Genomic DNA, 20414 nt, shown 5'->3' with positions numbered 1-20414 from the left:
CATGCCCGCCTCCACCTACGACCCCGCCACCTTCCGCCCGATGACCTTCCACGACGCCGTGCCCGGCTTCGTGGAAGGGCGGGACACGCCGCGCGCCTATCTGGAGCGCTGCCTGGAAGTCATCGCCGCGCGCGAGCCGGTGGTGCGCGCCTGGGTGACGCTGAACGAGGAAGGCGCCCGCGCCGCCGCCGACGCCGCGACCGCGCGCTACAAGGCGGGCCGCGCCCTCTCGCCGATCGACGGCATGCCGGTCGGCATCAAGGACATGCTGCAGACCAAGGACATGCCGACCGAGCAGGGCACCCCCCTGTTCAAGGGCGCGCAGACGAAGATGGACAGCGCCAGCGTCGTGGCGCTCCGGCAGGCCGGCGCGGTGATCCTGGGCAAGACGGTGACGACCGAGCTGGGCATGTCCCACCCCGGCCCCACCACCAACCCGTTCAACGCGGCGCACACGCCGGGCGGCTCCTCCTCCGGCTCGGCGGCGGCGATCGGCGCGGCGATGGTGCCGGCGGCGCTCGGCACGCAGGTGGTGGGCTCCATCATCCGCCCCGCCGGCTTCTGCGCCAACACCGCCATCAAGCCCACCTTCGGCGCCATCCACCGCGGCGAGCGGCTGGCCTTCAGCCAGAGCCATATCGGCGTGCATGCCGGGTGCCTGGAGGATATGTGGCGCGTCACCTACGAGATGGCGCAGCGCTCGGGCGGCGACCCCGGGCATCCCGGCCTGTTCGGCGAGGCGGCGCCGCGCCCGCCGGCAAAGCCCGGGCGGCTGATCGTCATGGAGAGCGAGGGCTGGGCGCAGACCGACCCGCGCACCGCCGAGGCCTTCGACCGCGTGCTGTGCCAGCTCCGCGATGCCGGGGTGACGCTGCTGCGCCGGGGCGACAGCCCGCTGATCGAGGCCTTCGAGCAGGCGATCGGCGAGAGCCTCGCCCTCTGCCGCGACCTTTGCGGCTACGAGCTGCGCTGGACGCTGGAGAACCTCGTCGAGCGCTTCCCGACCGGCCTCAGCGACAGCATGATGTCCCGCCTCGCCCTCGCGCGGAGCATGACGATCGACGACTACCGCCTCGCCCTGCAGAAGCGGGACTTCGCGCAGCAGGCCTTCGCCGCGCTGGCGCCGCTGGCGGATGGGCTGGTCAGCCTCAGCTCCGTCGGCCCCGCGCCGCCGATGGAGAACAGGGCGAAGGATTCCGGCGTCACCCACACCACCGGGCTGCCGGCCTACAACGCCGCCACCTCGGTGCTGGGCTCGCCCGCCATCACCCTGCCGCTGATCGCCATGGAGGGGCTGCCGGTGGGCGTGCAGGTGATCGGCCAGCGCCATGGCGATGCGGCGCTGACCGGGCTCGCCGCCTGGATGACGGCGGCGGTGCGGCCCGTAATCGTGTAAAGAGAAGCGTTCTTTTTTGGAAAAAAGAACCAAAAAACTTTTTCGGGTTTGGCCGGCATGTTGAAATGCCCCGCGCCAAACTCGAAAAGTCTTTTTGCTTCTTTTTCTTCAGAAAAAGAAGGAAGCTTTCACTTCAAGCCGTTCTCCAGCCACTCCCGTGTCAGCACGAGATCGGTGCGTGTCAGCCCGTGCCCGGTGGGCAGGCTGCGGTGCATCACAGCCGCCCCCGCGCCCTCCAGCGTGGCGGCCAGCGCCGCGCTGCCCTGGGGCGGAATGATCGGATCCGCCTGACCCGAAAGCATCAACACCGGCGTGCCGGGCAGCGCCACCTCGGGCGGCTGGCGCAGCGGCGGCATGGCGCGCAGCAGCGCGGCGCCCGCCAGCGTGCCGGGGTGCAGCAGCAGCAGCGCCGCCGCGATGTTCGCCCCGTTCGAGAAGCCGAGCGCGACGGGCGCCGCCAGCCCGTGTTGCTCCCGCGCCGCCGCCACGAAGCCGGCCAGCGCAGCCGCCTGCGCGCGCAGGTCGTCCTCGTCGAACACGCCCTCCGCCAGCCGGCGGAAGAAGCGCGGCATGCCGTGCTCCAGCACCCGCCCGCGCGGGGAGAGCAGCGCCGCGCCCGGCGCCACCTCCCGCCCCAGCGGGATCAGGTCATGCTCGTCGCCGCCGGTGCCGTGCAGCAGCAGCAGCGGGGGGAGAGCCGGGTCGGTGCCCGGCTCGAAGCGGTACTGGAAGCCTTCCATCCTCTCCTCCTTCAGCCGAGCGCCGGCAGGGCGGATTCGATGGCCACGCGATGGCCTTCGAGGAAGCCCGGCAGCTTCAGCGCCTGGCCCAGCGCGGCCGGGGCCTCGTCCACCGCGAAGCCGGGCACGTCGGTCGCGATCTCGAACAGCACATGGCCCGGCTCGCGGAAATAGACCGAGCGGAAGTAGTTGCGGTCCTTCTGCTCGGTGGTGTGGATGCCGTGGTTCTCGGCCAGGCGCCGCACCATGTCCATCTCCGCCGCGTCATCGGCGGCGCGGAAGGCCAGGTGGTGCACCGAGCCGCGGCCCAGCCGCGCCGGCGCCGCCCCCGCCGCCACGCGCAGGTCGACGATGCCGCCCAGCGCCATGCCCGGCACCTGGAAGCGGTGCGTCTCCCCTTCCCGCCCCGCCGCCGCGAAGCCGAAGACGTCGGAGAGGATGGCGCCCGTCGGCGCCGCGTCGCCCACCAGCAGCGAGACGCCGTGGAAGCCGCGGATGGCGTGCTCGGCGGGGATCTCGCCATTCTCCCAGGCCGGCTCGGCCTCGATGCCGGGCAGGCCGACGAGCGCCAGATGCATGCCATCCGGGTCGCGGAAGGCGAGCAGCGTCTCGCCGAGGCGCCCTGTCCGCTGCACGCCGTGGTTGACCAGGCGCTGCGTCCAGTAGCCGAGCGAGGCCTGCGGCACGCGGAACACCGTCTCCTGCAGCTCGCCCGTGCCGGCGCGGCCGGGGGCGGCGTTCTCCCAGGGGAAGAAGGTGAGGATGGTGCCGGGACTGCCCGCCGCGTCGCCGTAGTAGAGGTGGTAGGCGCCGGGGTCGTCGAAGTTCACCGTCTTCTTCACCAGCCGCAGCCCCAGGGTGCGGGTGTAGAATTCCAGGTTCTGCCGCGCCTTTCCGGCGATGGCGGTGACGTGGTGGATGCCGTTGCGGGTCATGGTCCGGGTCTCCTTGGCGGTGCGGGATGCACCGGGTTGACCCCAGAATGGGTGGCGGAAGGCGCGGGCGGTAGTGGAACCTGATTGCGCCCATGCAATCGGAACCTTGCAGTTTGTGGCCTGGAATTGCATCGCAGCGCGGGCTAGCCTGCCGGCCCCGGCCCATGAATCCCGGCCCGCGAAGGATGCGCCATGACCGAACCGCCGCGCGGCGTCGCCTGGGATGATGTCCGCCTGATCGACGCCATCGCCCGCACCGGCAACCTGCCGGCGGCGGCGGCGCGGCTCGGGGTGCACCACTCCACCGCCTTCCGCCGGCTGGGGCAGATCGAGGCGCTGATCGGCTGCCCGCTCTTCGAGCGCCGCCGCGCCGGCTATGTGGCGACGCCGGCGGGCGAGGAGATGGCGGCCCTGGCCGCGCGGGTGGAGGCGGACATCACCGCCGTCACGCGCCGCCTGGCGGGGCAGGTGCCGCTGCCCTCGGGCGAGGTGCGGCTGGCCACCAGCGACCTGCTGCTGGCCGGGCTGCTGCTGCCCATGCTGGCCACGCTGCGCGCCGCGCAGCCGGCGATCCGGCTCGATATCGTCACCGGCAACGCCGCCGCCAACCTCTCCCGCCGCGACGCCGACGTGGCGCTGCGCGCCAGCGACGCGCCGCCGGAGACTCTGGTGGGCCGCCGCGTGGCGCGCATCGCCTGGGCGCTCTACGGCCCGGCCGGCGGCGGGCTGGCGCCGGAGACCGCCCCCTGGGTGCTGCCGGGCGAGGCCCTGGCCGGCCTGCGGCGCCAGCGCCGCGCCGCCGCGCGTGTGCCGCCGGAGCGTATCGCCGGCCGCTTCGACAGCGTGCTGGCCATGGCGGATGCGGTGCGGGCGGGGCTCGGCATCGGCCACCTGCCCTGCTTCGCGGGGGATGCCTGGCCGGGCCTCGCGCGGCTCTCGGCGCCGGTGCCGGAGATGGCCGGCACGCTCTGGCTGCTCACGCATCCGGACCTGCGGCAGACGCCGCGCATCCGCGCCGTGATGGACCATCTGGGCGAGGCGATCTCGGCCGAAAAGGCGCGGATCGAGGCGAGCGGGGCGTGACCCGGCGCGGCGTGCCTCAGCGCGCCGCCGGGCCGCGCATCCGCCACACCAGCGCGATCAGCTCCGCCACGGCCTGGAAATGCTCGGGCGGGATCGGCGCCTCCTCCTCCAGCCGGTAGAGGGCGCGGGCCAGGGGCGGGTTGGCCACCAGCGGCACGCCATGCGCCTCGGCGATGCGGCGGATGCGCGCGGCGGCGGCGTCCACGCCACGCGCCACCACGCGCGGCGCCGCATCCGCCGCGCGGTCATAGGCCAGGGCGACGGCATAGTGTGTCGGGTTGGTCACCACCACCGTGGCCTTCGGCACCGCCTCCTGCATGCGGCGGCGGCGGCGGCCCAGCATCCTGGCGCGGCGCTTGGCGCGCAGATGCGGGTCGCCGTCGCTCTCCTTCATCTCCTCCTTCATCTCCTGCAGGCTCATCCGCATCCGCCGCGCGAAGCGCAGCCGCACCCACAGGAAATCCGCCGCCGCCAGCACGGCCAGCGCCGCCAGCGCCGCCATCACCAGCCGCCCCAGCAGCTCGGCCAGCAGTGCCGTCATCGCCTCGGGCGGCTCGGCCAGCACGCCGCGCAGCGCCGGCAGCGCATCGGCCGCCACCCACCACAGCGCCAGCCCCGTGGCGCCGAGCTTCAGCAGCGCGCGCGCCAGCTCCTGCAGCCCATGCGGGCCGAACAGCCGCTTGGCGCCGGCCAGCGGGCTGATCTTGGAGAGCTTCGGCGCCATCGCCTGGGCGGAGACCAGGAGGCGGGTCTGCAGCAGCGTCGCCGCCACGGCGCCGAGCGCCGCCATGGCGGCCACGGCCAGCATCAGCGGCAGGGCGGCGCGCAGCAGCGAGGCCGCCGCCGCATCCGCGCGCAGCATGTGCGCGCCGGCGAAGATCGCCCGCGTCTCCTCGATCAGGCTGCGGCCCAGCGCCGGGCCGAGCAGGCCGAGCGCCAGCGCGCCGCCCGCCAGGCTGGCGAGCTGCACCGCCTCGCGCGCCAGCGGCACGTCGCCCTGCTCGCGCGCGCGGTCCAGCCGGCGTTGCGAGGCCTCGAGTTGCTTGTCGTCGGCATCGCCCTGCTCCTCGGCCATGGCGCCCGCCTCAGCCCAGCCCGGGCAGCACGGAGAAGGCGGCCTGGGCGGCGGCCAGCCAGTGCTCCAGGATCAGCGGCAGCAGCGCCGCCAGCAGCGCGATGCCGGCGAGCGTCTGCGCCGGCGCGGCGATGACGAAGATCTGCGCCTGCGGCGCGGCGCGGGCGAGCAGCCCGCTGCCGGCCTGCAGCAGCACGGCCAGCAGCAGCAGCGGCGCCGCCAGCCGCATGGCCAGCGCGAAGCTGCCGGCGGTGGCCGCCACCACCGCCTCGGCCGCCGGGCCGGCGGGCAAGGGCGCGCCGGCCGGCAGCAGCGCGTAGCTCTCGGCCAGCGCCCGCAGCGGCAGGGCGTAGAGGCCGGTGCTCAGCGCCAGGATGGCGGCGGCCATCCCCATCAGCCGCCCCGTGGCGAGGCCCTGCGCGCCCTGCACAGGGTCCTGCCCCAGCAGGCTGGACAGGCCGATGAGGAAGCCGATGGCCTGCCCCGCCGTGACCAGCGCGAAGCTGGCCAGCCGTGCCAGCCAGCCCAGCCACAGCCCCACGGCCACCTCGGTGGCCACCAGCGCGGCCAGGCCGCCGATGCCCGCCGGCTCCGGCGGCAGGCCGGGTGCCAGCACCGGCAGCAGCAGCGCCACCACGGCGAGCGCCAGCCCGAGCCGCAGCGTGGCCGGCACATCGGCCTCGCCCAGCCCTGGCAGCACCATGCCGCAGGCGCCGATGCGCGCCATCAGCAGCGCCGCCTGGAAGGCCAGCAGCGGCAGCTGGCCGAGCCACTCGGCCTCGCTCACCGCAGCCCGCCGACGGCCACGACCTGCGCGAAGATCTCCTCGGTGAAGCCGCGCAGCGCGCCGGCCGCCATCGGCCCGCCCACCAGCAGCACCACCGCCAGCGCCACCAGCTTCGGCACGAAGGCCAGCGCCGCCTCCTGAATCTGCGTCAGGGCCTGCAGCACGGCCACGGCCAGGCCGACCACCAGCAGCACCACCAGCATCGGCCCGCCCACCAGCAACGCCGTCCAGAGCGCCTGCTGCCCGGCCAGGGTCACGATATCGCTGTCCATCGCCTGTGCCGCCTCCTGCGGCTGCCGGCCGCGTCCTGCGGCCCGTGCGAAGGGGTAGGGGCGCCGGCAGGAGACCGGCGCCGCGGGACGGGCCCGTGGCCCGTCAGATCGGCATGCGCATGATCTCCTGGTAGGCGGAGACCACGCGGTCGCGCAGCGCCACGGTGGTCTGCAGCGCCAGCTCGGCGCGGGAGACGGCGAGCACCACATCGGTCACGCCGGCCTGTCCGGTCAGCGCCTGCACGCTGGTGGCGTCGGCGGTGCGGGTGGCCTGCACGGCGCCCTCCATCGCCCGCTCCAGCATGGCGCCGAAGCCGCCCTGCGCGGCGGAGGAGGCGGAAGCCTGCGGCAGCACCGCCGCCGCGCCCTGCGCGCCCATCGCGCGGTAGGCGGCGAGGCCGGAGAGCGGCGCGCTCACGAGCGCAGCGCCTCGATGGTGCGCATCAGCATCCCGCGCGTCGTCTCCAGCACGGAGAGGTTGGCGCTGTAGCTGCGCTGGGCCTCGCGCATGTCCATCACCTCGATCAGGCTGTCCACGTTCGGCGTGCGGACATAGCCGCGCGCATCGGCGGCCGGGTGGTGCGGGTCGTAATGCTCGGGGAACTCGCCCGGCGCGGTGCCGGTGCGCCCGGCCCGCACCGTCTCCACCCCCGTCGCGCGGTCGAGCGTGCGTTCGAAGGTGAGGGTCTTGCGCCGGTAGGGATCGGCGCCGGGCGTGGTGCCGGTGCTGTCGCGGTTGGCGAGGTTCTCCGCCACCACCCGCAGCCGGGCCGACTGTGCCGCCATGCCGGCGGCGGAGACGTTGAGCGCGCGGTCGAGATCCATGCTGCCCGGTCCTTATCAGCTGCGCCCGAGGGCGGTGCGGTACAGCCCGGCCCAGCTGCGGCGCAGGCCGAGCGCCAGGGCGTGCGCCTGGTCGGTCTCGGCCACCTTCAGCGCCTGCTGGTCCAGCGCCACGGCATTGCCGTTCGGGCTGCGCTCGGCCGCGGCGCGGTCGGTGCGCGCGGTGCCGCCGGTGGAGGAGACCATGTGGCGCGGATCGGTGCGCGCCAGGCCGCCCGACGCGGTGGCCCGCCCCAGCGCCTGCGCGAAGGGCGTGAGGTCGCGCGGCTGGTAGCCGGGCGTGTCGGCATTGGCGATGTTCTGCGCCAGCACGCGCTGCCGCTGCTCCAGCCAGTGCAGGCGCTGCCCGGCCAGGGCCAGCGGATCGGCGGGGATGGGTCGGGAGACGCTCATGGCGGCACGCTGCCCCGGCTTTGCGACCGCCATGTTAACGGGATGGTGATTGCCGGCTCGGCGCGCCGCCTCAGCGCAGGCTGCGCAGCTGCTCGGAGAGCGCCTGCCCCATCGCCACCTCGCGGCGGAGCCGGTCGAGATCGGGCAGGCCCGGGCGCGGCGCCTCGGCGGCGAGGGCCGAGAAGGCCTCGGCCAGCGGCCCGCCGGCCAGGCGCGGCCCGTAGCTGGCGCGCAGGGCGGCGAGGCCCGCCTCGTCGCCCGCCAGGGCCTGGTAGGCGGCCAGGCGCAGCAGCAGGCGCCGCTGCGCCTCGTCGAGCGGCGCGGGCGCGGCCGGCAGGCTGGCGGCGGCATGCCGCGCCAGCGCCGCGGCGGCGCCCGTCCAGTCCTTCCGCTCGGCCAGCAGGGTGGCCAGGCGCGCGGCGCCGGCCGCGCCCAGCCCGCGTAGCGCGGCCTCGGCGCCCGCGGCATCGCCGGACAGGGCCAGGGCACGCGCCTCCGTCATCTCCCTGCGGACATCGTCCTCCTCCTCCTCCCCCGGGGCGGCGCGCAGCGCGGCCAGGGCGCCGGCACCCTCCCCCGCGCTCACCAGCAGCTCGGCCTCGCGCAGCCGCAGCGGCGCCGGCTGCGCGCTGCGCAGCGCGGCCTGGCGCAGCAGCGCGGCGCCCTGGGCATGCAGGTCCAGCCCCGCGAGGCCGTCGGCCACGCGCAGCGCCGCCGCGTCCAGGGCGGGGCCTGCGGGCAGGGTCTGCATCTCCGCCTCCAGCCGCTGTGCCGCCTCCAGCGCCGGCAGGCCGGGCTGGACGAGGCGCTGCATCGCCGCCGCGTCGCGCAGCGCGGCGATCTGCGGCGCGGCGTCGGGGAACAGGGCGAGGGTCTCCTCCAGCAGCTCCAGCGCCGCCTCGGCCTGCCCCGCCTCGCGGTACAGGGCGGCGGCGCGCAGGCGGCGCGACAGCTCCCGCTCATCGCCGCGCCAGGCGGCGATGCCGGCGGCCAGCGCGGCGGCCGCCCCGGCCGGATCGGTCTCGCCGGCGGCGAGGCGCAGCTCCGCCATGCGGCCGATGGCCCGGGCGCGCAGGTCGCGGTCCCGCCCCTCGGCCAGGGAGCCATAGGCGGCCAGCGCGGCCGTATGGTCGCCCTGCGCCTCGGCGATGCGGGCGCGGGCATAGGCGATGCCGGGCGTGGCGGCCTCGCCGTCCGGCAGGTCCCTCAGCAGCGCCGCGGCCGTATCGGCCCGGCCCTGCCCGGCCAGGCTGCGCGCCGCCAGCGGCAGAAGGCGGCGGCGCAGGGCCTCCGGCCAGGCGCGCAGCAGCGGGGCCGTGGCCTCCACCTCCCGCAGCGCCGCCTCGGATTCCGGGGCCAGCTCATCATCGCGCAGCCCGGCCAGGGCGCGCCACAGCCGCACATCCTGTTGCGCCGCCGGCAGGCGGGCATCCTCCAGCGCGGCCGCCGCCTCCTCCGCCCGGCCGGCCAGCAGGGCGCCGGCGCCGGACAGCAGGATGGCACGGGGCTCGCTGGCCAGGCGGGGGTCCTCGGTCACGGCGAGGGTGGTCAGGGCCTGCGCCTCCACCCCCAGCCCGAGCGCCAGCAGCGACTCGGCCAGCGCCAAGCGCAGCGGCCCGCGCGCCAGGGAGGGCGCGGCGGCCACCGCGTTGAAGGCGGCGTGGCGGCGGGCCAGCAGGGCGGAAACAGGCTCGTCCGGCAGCGCCAGCAGGGTCTCGCCCGCGGGTGCCGGCTGCAGCGCCAGGGCACCGCCGCGCGCCAGGGGCACGGCAAAGCCCTCCGGGACCGAACGCAGCGTCACCAGGTCGGAGCGCACCGCCAGCGCCACGCCGGCCTGGGTGGGCAGCAGGTCGAACGGCGCGTGCTGCTGCGCGCCGTGCAGGGCGGCACCGGGCGGGGCCACCAGGCCCAGCAGCAGCAGGCCGTCGCCGGCCGGGTCGGGCACGGCGATGACGCGGCCGGCACCCTCAGCGCGCAGCAGCAGGCGGGGCTGGCCCTCCGCCGGGCCCGCCTCGTGCCGGGCCTGCACGGCGGGGGCGGCGGGTGCTCCGGCGTCCTCGGGCCACAGCGCCCAGCCGCCTTCCGGCGTGGCACGGAGCTGCGCGGGGTGGCGCACCTTGCGCTGGCGCAGCACGGTGCTGCCGGGCACCTCCATCACTTCCACGGGGCCAAGCGCGGCGGCCAGGCGCCGCAGCGTGGCGGCATCGGGCGGCTGCGGGCTGTCGAAGGCGAGCAGCAGGGAATCGCCGCGCAGCAGGGCGGCGGCGGCGGTGCCGGCCGGAAAGGGCAGCGCCAGGGGCGCCGGCCGCGGCGCGGCTGCGCGCGGGAGCGGAGCGGCCGCCCGGGCCAGGGCATCGGCGGTGGGCGACCCGCCCAGGGAGGCGGGCGCCAGCGGCCGCGGCGGAACGGGCTGCGGCCGGGGCGGCTCCGCCTGGGGCGCCGGCTGCGGCACCGGCTGCGGCGCGGCGAGGGAAATGGCTGGCGCTGCACCCGTGGCCGAAGCAGCGGCCAGCGGGGGCGATGGGCTGGGCATGGCGGACGGGCCTGGCACGGACGGGCCTGGCGCCTCCGCCGGCAGGCTGGCGGCGTCTCCTGCCGCCATGGCGGGGTGCGGGACCGGCGCGGGCGCGGCAGGTGCTTCGGCCTGCCTGGCCAGGGCCGCAATGGCGGCCAGTGCCGCCTCCTCCCGCCTGGCCAGGGCCGGAGGCGCGCCGGCACCGGGTTCAGCCCGGGCAGGCCCGGCCGAAGGAGCGGCCTGGGACACGGCAGGCTGGGACGCGGCGGGCTGGGATACGGCGGGCTGGGACGGGGCGGGCTGGGACGGGGCGGGCTGGGACGGGGCGGGCTCAGCCACGCGGCGCGGCGGCAGGGTGGGGCTGGCGCCAGGCGGGTCCAGCACATCCAGCACCAGGCGCGGGCCAAGCAGGTAGTGGCGCAGCCGGGCGCCGGGACGCAGATGCAGCCGCAGCCCGCCCGGCACCGGCTCCACCCGCAGGACATTCGGCGGCGGCTTCGCCACCACGCCGCCCAGCCCCAGGCGGACCACCGTGCCGAAGCGCAGGTCGACCATCTCGCCTTCCTGCACCAGCGAGTAGCCGGGCGCCTCCGGCCAGTCGAACACCACGCGCCCCATGCCCGGATGCACGCCGGCCCGCACCGGCACGGCCAGGGGAACCACCGCGGGGGCGCCGGGCCCGGCCGCGGCGCGCAGCGGCGGCGCCGCCGGCAGCAGCGCGCCGCCGCCGAGCAGCAGGGCCAGGGCCAGGGTGGAGGCGGACCGGGGCATGGCGCGGCGGATCCTCAGTCGAACAGCGCGTCGATGGCGGACTGGCTGATGGCGTTGCCCGGCAGCTGCGGACCGTTCAGCAGCCCGGTGGAGGGCGGCGCCTGCCGCAGCAGCTGGGCCTCCTCCGCGAAGCTGGCGCGGGTGCGGCCGATGCGCTGCTCGATCGCCTGCAGCGCCGTCACCACCTTGGCGATGCGCTGCCCGGTGATGTCCTGGAAGGCGCAGGCCTCGTAGATGCGCGTGGTGGCGGCCACCAGCGCCTCGGCCTGCGCCGGGGCGGCACCGGCCATGGTCTCGAGCTGCTCGCAGGCATCGAGGATCTCGTGCGTCGCCTGCGCGGTGTGGCTGACGATGGCGGCCAGCTCGTCGGTCGCGCTCGGGATGACGCTCTCGTCGATGCCGTCGGCCCGCAGCGCCGCCACCTCGGCGCGCGCCGTGGCGATGATGCGGCCGAGCCCCTCCAGCTCCTGCAGCAGCGAGGCGGCGGTGGCCGTCAGGTCGCCGCGCAGGCCTGCGATGGCGTCCTTGGCGATGGCGTCCTTCGTGTCAGACATGCGCCATCACCTTCTCGATCTTCTCGCGCAGCGTCTCGGCGTTGAACGGCTTGACGATGTAGTTGGAGACGCCCGCCTGCTTGGCGGCGACGACGTTCTCCGTCTTGCTCTCGGCCGTGACCATGATGAAGGGCAGGTGCTTCAGCCGGGCGTCGGCGCGCACCTCCTTCAGCAGCTCGAGGCCGGTCATCGGCGCCATGTTCCAGTCGCTGATGACCAGGCCGAAATTGCCGGAGCGCAGCTTGGCCAGCGCCTCGTGCCCGTCGGCCGCCTCGTCGGCGTCGTGGAAGTCGATCTGCTTCAGCAGGTTGCGGATGATGCGCGTCATCGTCTTGTAGTCGTCGACGACGAGCACCTTGATGTTGCGGTCGATGGTCATGGCGGAAAGGTGGGTCCTGCCGGCTGGGGGTGATGGGGGCTCAGAGCGCGGGGCGGGCGGCGCGCATGCGCGCCAGCTCCGAGGTCAGGGCGCGCACGCGCTCGGGGTCCATGGCGCCGAACACGGGGGCGGCCTTCTGCTCGCGCATGCGGTTGACGATCTGCGCGAGGATCGGCAGCTCCAGCTCGTTGAAGATCATCGCCGCCTCGCGCGGGCGCATGGTCTCGTAGAGCCGGGCCAGGCTGCCCCAGTGCGCCGCCTCGCGCTCCTGCGTGGCGCGCTCGCTGGCCTCGATGCGCGCCTGCAGGGTGGAGAGCGAATCGATGCGCGCCTGCAGCCGCTTCTCGGCCGCCGCCAGCACCGCCTCGCGCGTTGCCATCGCCTGCTCGCGCTCGTCGAGCTGCAGGCGGCGGGCGCGGAGCGCGCGGGCCAGCGCCTCGTCCGAGGGCGCGGCTGCGGGAGGCGGCTCCGCCGGGGCGGCGGCGGGCGCGCGGCCGGCGGGCTGGTGGGGCGCCGGCGGCTCCGGCGCGGCCCGGCGCGGCGAAAGGGCGGGCGGCGGGTCCATGGTGCCGGCGGCCATGGGCGCGGCCGCCTGGGCGGCGCGCACCGGCAGCAGCCGGGGCGGCGGCCCGGCCGGCGCGTCCCCGGCGGGCATGACCCTGCCGGGCATGGCATTGGCCGGCGCCGCCGCCTGGGCGGGGCTGCCTCCCAGCGAGCCGGCCGCCCCGCCCCAGGCACCGGCCATGCCGAGGCCCTTCACGCCCAGCAGCAGCCCGCCGCCCAGCATCAGCGCGCGCAGCGCGAGCACGGCGCTCACGAGACGCGCTTCCGGATCAGGGCCTGCAACAGCTCGTGCTCCACACGGGTGCGCGGCATGGCCGGCTCCTCCTCGGCCAGGGATGGCGGGGCCGCTGGGTGCGGGATGGCGTGCGCCGGGGACAGGACCGGGGACCGGACCGGCGACGGGACCGGGGACGGGGCCGGGCGGGCGGCCGCCGGCGCGGTGCCGCGCGCCTGGCGGATGGCGGCATCCAGCCGGTCCGCCAGCCCCTCCGCGCGCTCGACAAGGAAGCGGAGATCCTCGCGCAGCGCCTGGGCGCTCGCGGTCTGCTCCGCCATGCCGCGGCCGGCGCTGTCGGCGGCGGCGCGCAGCCGCAGCGTGGCGCCCTCCGCCTCGCGCGTCGCCTCGGCGAAGCCCTTCATGCTGGCGGCCATCGCCTCGCGGTCGCGGCGCAGCCCGGTGAGGGCGCGCTCCAGCCGCACCGCCACGGGCAGCGCCACCAGCAGGCCGAGCGCCAGCGCGCCCTGCAGCACCCATTCCAGCGTCGTCATCGCGCTCCCTCCCCCTCCATGGCGCCGCGTGCCGCCGGGCCGCGCGGGATGGTGCGGGCGATGCGCACCGCCAGCTTGCCGTTGTGCCCGCCCACCTTGCCCTCGAAGAGCGGCACGTCGCCGCAGCGCAGCCGCACCGGCGCGCCGGGGCCGACGCCGAGGGTGATCCGGTCGCCCACGCGCAGGCCGACCACGTCGGCGAGGTTCATCGCCTGCTCGTCCAGCACCACGTCGAGCGCCACCTCGGTCTGCCGCAGCTCCTCGGCCAGGTGCGTCTCCCAGATCGAGTCGCGGCCGAACTTCTCGCCCATGAACTGCTGCAGCAGCAGCTCGCGCACCGGCTCCAGCGTGGCGTAGGGCATCAGCAGCTGGATCTGGCCGCCGCGGCTTTCCATGTCGACGCGCATGCGGGTCAGCACCGCGGCGTTGCTGGCGCGGCTGATGGCGGCGAAGCGCGGGTTCACCTCCAGCCGCTCGAAGCGGAAGCGCACCTCGGCGAGCGGCCCGAAGGCCTCGGAGAGGTCCTGCAGCACCACCTCCACCATCCGCTCGATCAGCCCGCGCTCGATGGTGGTGTAGGGCCGGCCCTCGATGCGCATCGGCGAGGTGCCGCGCCGCCCGCCCAGCAGCACGTCCACCACCGAGTAGATCAGCGCCGAATCGACGACGACGAGGCCGTAATTGTCCCACTCCTCCGCCTTGAAGACGACCAGCATGGCCGGCAGCGGGATGGAGTTCAGGTAGTCGCCGAAGCGCAGGCTGTTGATGCCCTCGATCGACACCTCGACATTGTCCGAGGTGAAGTTGCGCAGGCTGGTGGACATGATGCGCACCAGCCGGTCGAAGACGATCTCCAGCATCGGCAGGCGCTCGTAGGAGACCAGCCCGCGCGCGATCACCTTCTCGATGCCCGAGGTGGTGTCCTCCGCCGTCTCCTCGCCGTCGCCGAAGCCGAGCAGGCTGTCGATCTCGGCCTGGCTCAGCACCCGGGTCGGCTCGGGCGGGGACATGGCGGGGGCCACGGCCTCGGCCAGCGCCTCGCCCCAGCCATCGCCGGCCTCCGGCGCCTGGCCCGGTGCCTGCTCTGGCGCCTGTTCCGGCCCCCGTTCCAGCCCCCGCTCCGGCGCCGCGTCGCCGCCTGCCTCGGCCAGCGCGGCGGCCCAGTCATCCTCGGCGGGCTGCTCCGGCGCGCCGCTCATTGCATCACCAGTTCGACGAACAGCACGTCCGTCACCCGCACGGGGGCGGCGGCGACGTTGGCGCGCGCCATCATCTCCTCGCGCAGCCGGTGGGTGCCGGCGCTGCCGCGCAGCTCCTCCGGCCGGGTCTCGCGCAGATAGGTGGTGAAGATATCGAGCAGCCGCGGCATCGAGGCCTGCAGCGCCGCCGCCTGGGCGGGGCCCTCCACCTCCAGCTTGGCGCGCAGCTTGATGAAGGTCTGCCGCCGTGCCGCGGTGTTGAGGTTGGCGATGATGTCCGGCACCTCCACGAAGACCGGAGGCGCCGCCTTGGCCTCGGCCGGCGCGGCCGCGCCCGGCCAGGGAGCCGGCCATGGCAGCAGCCCGCCGAGCCACGCGCCCGCGCCGCCGCCGCCCAGCAGCAGCACCGCCGCGGCCGCCAGCAGCACGGCCTTGCGCCGCCCGCCACCTGTCTTTTCCTTTGGGGCCTTCTCGCCCCGCGCGCCGCCACTCATGGCGCCCACTCCATCCTGGAATGCAGCGGGGATTAGCGGGCACCTGTTAACGGCTCCTTGCCCGGCAAAAATTGCCTCAACTTCCTGGCAACAATTGCCCGGTAGCCCTCTGCATCGGCGCGGCAGGCCTCTTTCCAGGCCGCCCCGCGCCGATGCCGCCCCTGGCACGCCGCTTGCGGAGCCCGGACCGGCCGAACCGCAGGAGCCGCGCCACGATGGACATGCCGGGCTACATCGTCCTCTCCCGCCTCGCCGCGCAGCGGCGGGCGACGGATGGGCTCGCCGCCAACGTGGCGAATGCCGACACGCCCGCCTTCAAGGCGAGCCAGACGGTGTTCGCGACCCAGCTGGCCGGGCGGGACGGCGCCGGCGCGCTGGGCGGCCGCCCCGTCGCCTTCGCGCAGGACCGCGCCACCTGGCGGGACTTCTCGCCCGGGCCGCTGCAGACGACCGGCAACCCGCTGGACCTGGCGCTGACCGGCGAAGGCTTCTTCGCCGTGCAGACGCCGGATGGCGAGCGCTACACCCGCGCCGGCCGCTTCGCCCTCTCGCCCGAGGGCGGCGTGGTGGATGCCGCCGGCCACGCCGTGCTGGATGCCGAGGGCGCGCCGCTGGTGATCCCGCAGGGCGCGGCGCGCATCGAGATCGCCGGTGACGGCACGCTGGCCACCGAGGCCGGGCCGGTGGGGCGGCTGCGCGTCGTCAACTTCGCCAACCCGCAGCTCCTCCAGGCGGAGGGCGACCGGCTCTACGTCGCGCCGCCCGAGGCGGCGCCGCAGCCGGTGGAGCGCGCGGCCGTGGTGCAGGGCGCGGTGGAGGGCAGCAATGTCAGGCCCGTGCTGGAGCTGACGCGGCTGACCGCCGAGCTGCGCGAGTTCCAGTTCGCCGCCCAGTTCGCCGAGAAGGAAGGCGAGCGGGTGCAGAGCGCCGTCGAGCGCATCCTGCGCCGCCGATGATCACGCGCGTCCTGCGCCGCCAATGACCACGCGCATCCCGCGCCGCCGCTGAACAGCAGCCCACCGGAGAAGGAAAACGACCATGCGTAGCCTCCACGTCGCCGGCACGGGCATGCTCGCGCAGCAGACCAATGTCGAGGTGATCTCGAACAACATCGCGAACATGAGCACGACGGGCTACAAGCGCCGCCGCGCCGAGTTCCAGGACCTGATCTACCAGAACCTGCGCCGCACCGGCACGCAGAGCAGCGAGCAGGGCACGGTGCTGCCCGCCGGCGCGCAGCTCGGCCTCGGCGTGCGCACCGGCGCCATCTACCGCATCAGCGAGCAGGGCAACCTGTCGCAGACCGAGAACCGCTTCGACCTCGCCATCCGCGGCAATGGCTACTTTCCCGTGCAGCTCCCCTCGGGCGAGACGGCCTATACCCGCGCCGGCACCTTCGCCCTCTCGCCGGAGGGCATCATCGTCACGCCGGACGGCTTCCCGGTGGGCCAGGGCATCGCGGTGCCCGCCGCCGCGCGCGACGTGACGATCAACGCCGCCGGCGAGGTGCTGGCCAAGCTGGACGGGCAGGTGGAGCCGCAGAATGTCGGCCAGGTCCAGCTCGCCATCTTCCCCAACGAGGGCGGGCTGGAGGCGACGGGCGACAACCTGTTCCTCGCCACCCCCGCCTCCGGCGAGGCGCAGCTCGGCGCCGCCGGCGCGGTGGGCTACGGCCAGGTGCTGCAGGGCTTCATCGAGACCTCGAACGTCAACGTGGTGCAGGAGATCACCAACCTGATCACCGCGCAGCGCGCCTACGAGATGAACAGCAAGGTCATCACCACCAGCGACGAGATGCTCTCGACGCTGACCCGGCTGCGCTGATGCGCCGCGCCGCCGCCCTGGCCCCTGCCCTGGCCCTGCTGCTGCTCGCCGCGCCGCTGCCCGCGCGGGGACAGGGCGTGCCGCAGCCGCGCCCGCTGGCGCTGGTGGAGGGCGGCACGGTGACGCTGGGCGACCTGTTCGAGGAGGCGGGCCCGCGCGCCGGCCAGCCGCTCGGCCCCGCCCCCGCACCGGGACGGCGCTTCGTGGTGGAGGCATCGCAGCTCGCCGTCATCGCACGCGACTACGGGCTGGGCTGGACCCCGCTCGCCGGCGACGAGCGCGTGGTGGTGGAGCGCCCCGGCCGCCCGCTGGCGCTGGAGGAGGTGGAGGCGGTGCTGCGCGCCGAGCTGGCCACGCGCGGCGCCGACCCTTCCCTCGACATCGACCTGCCGGGCTACCAGCCGCCCATGGTGCCCGCCGGCGGCGAGGCGCCGCGCCTGGCGCTGGAGGCGGTGGAGTACGATGCCGCCGGCCAGCGCTTCGCCGCCACGCTGGTGGTGCTGGCGGATGGCATGGCGACGCTGCGCCAGCGGCTCGCCGGCCGCGTGCTGGCCATGCGCGGTGTGGTGGTGGCCACCCGGCCGCTGCGGGCCGGCGAGGTGCTCTCGGCGCGCGACCTGCGCCCCCAGCGCCTGCCGGCCGAAAAGGTGCGCCCCGGCATGGCCGAGCGCGTCGAGGCCGTGGCGGGGCTGCGGCTGGAGCGGGCGCTGCGCGCCGGCCAGCCCGTGCCGCTGGCCGATCTCGCGCCGCCGCCGGCGCTGCGAAAGGACGCGCCCGTGCTGCTGCTGCACGACGCCCCGGGCCTGTCCATCACCGTGCAGGGCCGCGCGCTGGAGGATGGCGCGCCGGGCGCCACGATCACCGTGCTGAACCTGGCGACCGGCGCCACGGTGCTGGCCGAGGTGCTGGGCCCGGACCGCGCCCGTGCCCTCGGCCCCCTGCCCGCCCCGACCGCCGCCGTGCCGCCCCGCCGCGCCGCCTGGCCCTGACGCGCCCGAACCCGACGCCGCCCCCTGAATCTGCACCGGAAAAATCCTGGTCATGTCCCGCTCCCTCCGCCTGCTGCCGCTGCTGCTCGGCCTCGCCGCCTGCGACAATTTCTCGCGCCTCTCCGAGATCGGCCGCGCGCCCGAGATGGCGCCGATGGAAAGCCCGACCGCCGCGCCGGCCTGGCGGCAGATCTCGATGCCGATGCCGCCCCCCGCCGCGCCGGTGGCCGAGGGCAACAGCCTCTGGCGCCCCGGCAGCCGCACCTTCCTGCGCGACCAGCGCGCCGCCCAGGTGGGCGACCTCGTCACGCTGCTGGTGCAGATCCAGGACCGCGCGCGGCTGGAGAACAGCACCGAGCGCAGCCGCACCAACAGCGAGGATCTCGGCCTGCCGCGCCTGTTCGGCTACCAGACCCGGCTGCCCGGCGCCGCCGCCGGCGGCAACCTGCTGACCGCCGAGAGCGGCTCGGTCAGCCGCGGCGAGGGGTCCATCGACCGGACGGAGAGCGTCACGCTGCGCGTCGCCGCGACGGTGGTGCAGATGCTGCCCAACGGCAACCTGGTGGTGGCCGGCCGCCAGCAGGTGCGGGTGAACCACGAGCTGCGCGAATTGCAGGTGAGCGGCATTGCCCGCCCGCAGGACATCGGCAGCGACAACACGGTGCGGCACGACCGGCTGGCCGAGGCGCGCATCGCCTATGGCGGCCGCGGCACGGTGAGCGACGTGCAGACGCCGCGCTACGGCCAGCAGTTCCTCGACATCGTGCTGCCGTTCTGAGGCGCCCCGTGATGCGCCGCCTCGCCCCCACGCTTCTCCTGCTCCTGCTGCTGGCCTTCCTCGCCGCCGCGCCCGCCCTGGCCCAGCGCGGCGCCGGCTTCGGCATGCGCGTCAAGGACATCGCCGACATCGAGGGCGTGCGCGACAACCAGCTCGTCGGCTACGGGCTCGTGGTCGGGCTGAACGGCACGGGGGACCGGCTGCGCACCGCCGTCTTCACCCGGCAATCGCTGATCGGCATGCTGGAGCGGCTCGGCGTCAACACGCGCGACCAGGAGCGGCAGCTCGACACGCGCAACGTGGCGGCGGTGATGGTGACGGCGAACCTGCCGCCCTTCATGCGCACCGGCACGCGCATCGACATCACCGTCTCGGCGCTGGGCGACGCCACCAACCTCACCGGCGGCATGCTGGTGGTGACGCCGCTGCTCGGCGCCGATGGCGAGGTCTATGCCGTGGCGCAGGGCGCGCTGGCCACCGGCGCCATCGCCGCGCGGGGCGCCGCCAGCTCCGTCACGCGCGGGGTGCCGACCTCGGGGCGCATCGCCAACGGCGCCATCGTCGAGCGCGAGGTGCCCTATGCCTTCGCCGGCAAGTCCCAGCTCCGCCTCTCGCTCCGCAACCCGGACCTGACCACGGCCCGCCGCATCGCCAACGCCATCAACCGCCTGGCCGGCGCCGGCGCGGCCAGCGCGACGGATCCGCGCACCGTCGTCGTCTCCCTCGCGGGGCGGGACCCGGTGGGGTTCGCGACCGAGATCGAGCAGCTCCGCGTCGAGCCCGACCAGCGCGCGCGGGTGGTGATCGAGGAAGCCTCCGGCACCATCGTCATGGGGGCGGATGTGCGCATCAGCACGGTCGCCATCGCCCAGGGCAACCTCGCCATCCGCGTCACCGAGGCGCCGCAGGTGAGCCAGCCCGGGCCGCTCTCCAACGGCGAGACGGTGGTGGTGCCGCGCACCGGCATCGAGATCGACGACCAGTCCGAGCGCCGGCTCAGCGTGCTGCGCGGCGGCGTCTCGCTCGACGAGCTGGTGCGCGGGCTGAACAACCTCGGCATCGGCCCGCGCGACATGATTTCCATCCTGCAGACCATCAAGGCCGCCGGCGCCCTCCAGGCCGATCTGGAGGTCCGGTGAGCCACACCGCCATGGGAGACCGCATGACCCAGCCCCTCCCCGCCCTGTCGCCGCTCGCCGCGCCCGCCGCGCCGCGCGGCGGCACCGAGGCGGCGCAGCGCCGCGCCGCCGAGGCCTTCGAGGCCCAGGTGCTCGGCGCCCTGCTGCAGCCGATGTTCGAGACCCTGGCAACCGACGGCCCTTTCGGCGGCGGCAATGCCGAGGCGCAGTGGCGCCCGATGCTGGTGGAGCAGTTCGGCCGCGCCATGGCCAAGGCCGGCGGCGTGGGACTCGGCGCCGCGGTGCTGGCCGAGATGCAGCGCCTGCAGGCGGAGGCACAGGCCGGCCCGCAGGTCGGTTCCCAGCTCGGGCCGCAGGCCCCGGCGGGAGGCAGCGGCCGATGAGCGCCATCGCCACGCTGGAGCGCGCCGCGCTGGACCTGGCCGCGGCGCTGGAGGCCGAGACCCGCGCCCTGGCGGCGCGCGACCTCGCCGCCGCCGCCACCCTGGGGGGGGCGAAGCAGGCGGCGCTGGAGGCCTTCCTGGCGGCCCGCGCCGCCATCCCGCCCGAGGCGCTGCGGCCGGTGGCCGCCGACCTCGCCCTGCTGGTGGACCGGCTGCGGGCGGGTGTCGAGGCCAACCGCGCCATGCTGCAGCAGGCCCTGGCCGTGCAGGCGCGGGTGATCGAGACCATGGCGCGCGCCGCCGGGCAGGCGGCGTCCGCCACGCAGGGCTACGGCCCTGCGGGAACTGCCGGCGCGGCACCCCTGGCGCTCTCCCTGCGGGCCTGAGCGCGGGAGACGGTTCTCTCCGGATCGCGAGAACCGTTAACAACACGTCAACGGCTTCTTGCTCCCTTCCCGCCGTCCCGCAGCCGCGGCGCGGCAGAAGGCCGCCCCGCCGGCTCCCTTCCGCGGGGCGGTCTGGGCGAGGCAGGA

At 75.6% G+C, this 20414-nt stretch carries 24 protein-coding genes; 9 read left to right on the top strand and 15 right to left on the bottom strand.

The annotated features are described in order from the left end of the window. Position 1 precedes the first annotated feature (1 nt). Positions 2–1396 carry an amidase gene (locus CR165_RS13430; protein ID WP_109517514.1) on the top strand — a complete coding sequence of 465 codons (1395 nt, stop codon included), beginning with the start codon at positions 2–4 and terminating at the stop codon, positions 1394–1396. 128 nt (positions 1397–1524) lie between these two features. Here the strand turns inward: CR165_RS13430 and CR165_RS13425 are convergent, their stop codons facing one another. Continuing rightward, positions 1525–2136 carry an alpha/beta hydrolase gene (locus CR165_RS13425; protein ID WP_109517513.1) on the bottom strand — a complete coding sequence of 204 codons (612 nt, stop codon included), beginning with the start codon at positions 2134–2136 and terminating at the stop codon, positions 1525–1527. 11 nt (positions 2137–2147) lie between these two features. Further along, positions 2148–3071 (bottom strand): ring-cleaving dioxygenase, encoded by a 924-nt coding sequence (locus tag CR165_RS13420; RefSeq protein WP_109517512.1) that lies wholly within the window; start codon positions 3069–3071, stop codon positions 2148–2150. Positions 3072–3263: 192 nt separating this feature from the next. Here CR165_RS13420 and CR165_RS13415 point away from each other — a divergent pair, with 192 nt between their 5' ends. Further along, the gene (locus CR165_RS13415; RefSeq protein ID WP_109517511.1) at positions 3264–4154 is read left to right on the top strand and encodes a LysR family transcriptional regulator; all 891 of its coding nucleotides are present in this window, start codon (positions 3264–3266) and stop codon (positions 4152–4154) included. A gap of 16 nt (positions 4155–4170) precedes the next feature. Here the strand turns inward: CR165_RS13415 and CR165_RS13410 are convergent, their stop codons facing one another. The 13 genes from CR165_RS13410 to CR165_RS13350 form a co-directional block, all read right to left on the bottom strand. Next, positions 4171–5229, bottom strand: coding sequence for an EscU/YscU/HrcU family type III secretion system export apparatus switch protein (locus CR165_RS13410; protein WP_109517510.1), 1059 nt, complete (start codon positions 5227–5229; stop codon positions 4171–4173). Positions 5230–5239: 10 nt separating this feature from the next. After that, positions 5240–6016 carry a flagellar biosynthetic protein FliR gene (locus CR165_RS13405; protein ID WP_109517509.1) on the bottom strand — a complete coding sequence of 259 codons (777 nt, stop codon included), beginning with the start codon at positions 6014–6016 and terminating at the stop codon, positions 5240–5242. Next, positions 6013–6288 carry a flagellar biosynthetic protein FliQ gene (locus tag CR165_RS13400; protein ID WP_109517508.1) on the bottom strand — a complete coding sequence of 92 codons (276 nt, stop codon included), beginning with the start codon at positions 6286–6288 and terminating at the stop codon, positions 6013–6015. The genes CR165_RS13405 and CR165_RS13400 overlap by 4 nt, the downstream gene beginning before the upstream one ends. A gap of 103 nt (positions 6289–6391) precedes the next feature. Next, a complete protein-coding gene (locus tag CR165_RS13395) occupies positions 6392–6706 on the bottom strand; it encodes a flagellar hook-basal body complex protein FliE (RefSeq protein WP_109517507.1) in 315 nt (104 codons plus the stop codon). Beyond that, positions 6703–7113: a flagellar basal body rod protein FlgC gene (gene flgC / locus CR165_RS13390; protein WP_109517506.1), complete on the bottom strand. Its 411-nt coding sequence runs from the start codon at positions 7111–7113 to the stop codon at positions 6703–6705. The genes CR165_RS13395 and flgC overlap by 4 nt, the downstream gene beginning before the upstream one ends. 15 nt (positions 7114–7128) lie before the next feature. Next, a complete protein-coding gene (locus tag CR165_RS13385; protein ID WP_109517505.1) occupies positions 7129–7524 on the bottom strand; it encodes a flagellar basal body rod protein FlgB in 396 nt (131 codons plus the stop codon). Between the two features lie 70 nt (positions 7525–7594). Beyond that, complete coding sequence (locus tag CR165_RS13380; protein ID WP_109517504.1) at positions 7595–10810, bottom strand: hypothetical protein; 3216 nt, start codon at positions 10808–10810, stop codon at positions 7595–7597. 14 nt (positions 10811–10824) lie between these two features. Next, on the bottom strand, positions 10825–11364 hold the full coding sequence (locus CR165_RS13375) for a protein phosphatase CheZ (protein WP_109517503.1): 540 nt from the start codon (positions 11362–11364) through the stop codon (positions 10825–10827). Next, a complete protein-coding gene (locus CR165_RS13370) occupies positions 11357–11743 on the bottom strand; it encodes a chemotaxis response regulator CheY (RefSeq protein WP_109517502.1) in 387 nt (128 codons plus the stop codon). The genes CR165_RS13375 and CR165_RS13370 overlap by 8 nt, the downstream gene beginning before the upstream one ends. Positions 11744–11783: 40 nt before the next feature. Beyond that, positions 11784–12560, bottom strand: coding sequence for a MotE family protein (locus tag CR165_RS13365; RefSeq protein ID WP_109517501.1), 777 nt, complete (start codon positions 12558–12560; stop codon positions 11784–11786). Further along, positions 12557–13075: a DUF6468 domain-containing protein gene (locus CR165_RS13360; RefSeq protein WP_109517500.1), complete on the bottom strand. Its 519-nt coding sequence runs from the start codon at positions 13073–13075 to the stop codon at positions 12557–12559. The genes CR165_RS13365 and CR165_RS13360 overlap by 4 nt, the downstream gene beginning before the upstream one ends. Beyond that, positions 13072–14274, bottom strand: a complete 1203-nt coding sequence (fliM, locus tag CR165_RS13355) for a flagellar motor switch protein FliM (RefSeq protein WP_109517499.1) — start codon at positions 14272–14274, stop codon at positions 13072–13074. The genes CR165_RS13360 and fliM overlap by 4 nt, the downstream gene beginning before the upstream one ends. Next, positions 14271–14768 carry a flagellar basal body-associated FliL family protein gene (locus CR165_RS13350; RefSeq protein WP_109517498.1) on the bottom strand — a complete coding sequence of 166 codons (498 nt, stop codon included), beginning with the start codon at positions 14766–14768 and terminating at the stop codon, positions 14271–14273. The genes fliM and CR165_RS13350 overlap by 4 nt, the downstream gene beginning before the upstream one ends. A gap of 215 nt (positions 14769–14983) precedes the next feature. Here CR165_RS13350 and flgF point away from each other — a divergent pair, with 215 nt between their 5' ends. The 7 genes from flgF (at position 14984) to CR165_RS13315 (ending at position 20267) form a co-directional block, all read left to right on the top strand. Then, on the top strand, positions 14984–15724 hold the full coding sequence (flgF, locus tag CR165_RS13345; RefSeq protein ID WP_109517497.1) for a flagellar basal-body rod protein FlgF: 741 nt from the start codon (positions 14984–14986) through the stop codon (positions 15722–15724). Between the two features lie 82 nt (positions 15725–15806). Then, positions 15807–16592: a flagellar basal-body rod protein FlgG gene (gene flgG, locus CR165_RS13340; RefSeq protein WP_109517496.1), complete on the top strand. Its 786-nt coding sequence runs from the start codon at positions 15807–15809 to the stop codon at positions 16590–16592. After that, a complete protein-coding gene (gene flgA, locus CR165_RS13335) occupies positions 16592–17581 on the top strand; it encodes a flagellar basal body P-ring formation chaperone FlgA (RefSeq protein ID WP_109517495.1) in 990 nt (329 codons plus the stop codon). Before flgG ends, flgA begins: the two co-directional genes overlap by 1 nt. Positions 17582–17633: 52 nt before the next feature. Next, positions 17634–18359: a flagellar basal body L-ring protein FlgH gene (flgH, locus tag CR165_RS13330; RefSeq protein WP_109517494.1), complete on the top strand. Its 726-nt coding sequence runs from the start codon at positions 17634–17636 to the stop codon at positions 18357–18359. Between the two features lie 11 nt (positions 18360–18370). Further along, positions 18371–19498 carry a flagellar basal body P-ring protein FlgI gene (locus CR165_RS13325; protein WP_109517493.1) on the top strand — a complete coding sequence of 376 codons (1128 nt, stop codon included), beginning with the start codon at positions 18371–18373 and terminating at the stop codon, positions 19496–19498. A 23-nt stretch (positions 19499–19521) separates the two neighbouring features. After that, positions 19522–19881, top strand: a complete 360-nt coding sequence (locus CR165_RS13320; protein ID WP_245906395.1) for a rod-binding protein — start codon at positions 19522–19524, stop codon at positions 19879–19881. After that, a complete protein-coding gene (locus CR165_RS13315) occupies positions 19878–20267 on the top strand; it encodes a hypothetical protein (protein ID WP_109517492.1) in 390 nt (129 codons plus the stop codon). Before CR165_RS13320 ends, CR165_RS13315 begins: the two co-directional genes overlap by 4 nt. Positions 20268–20414 lie beyond the last annotated feature (147 nt).

Origin of the sequence: Teichococcus aestuarii (assembly GCF_003116135.1) — a bacterium.
Taxonomy (GTDB): Bacteria; Pseudomonadota; Alphaproteobacteria; order Acetobacterales; family Acetobacteraceae; genus Pseudoroseomonas; species Pseudoroseomonas aestuarii.
The sequence above is the reverse complement of the archived record's forward strand: the minus strand, read 5'-3'. Positions and strand labels throughout refer to the sequence as shown.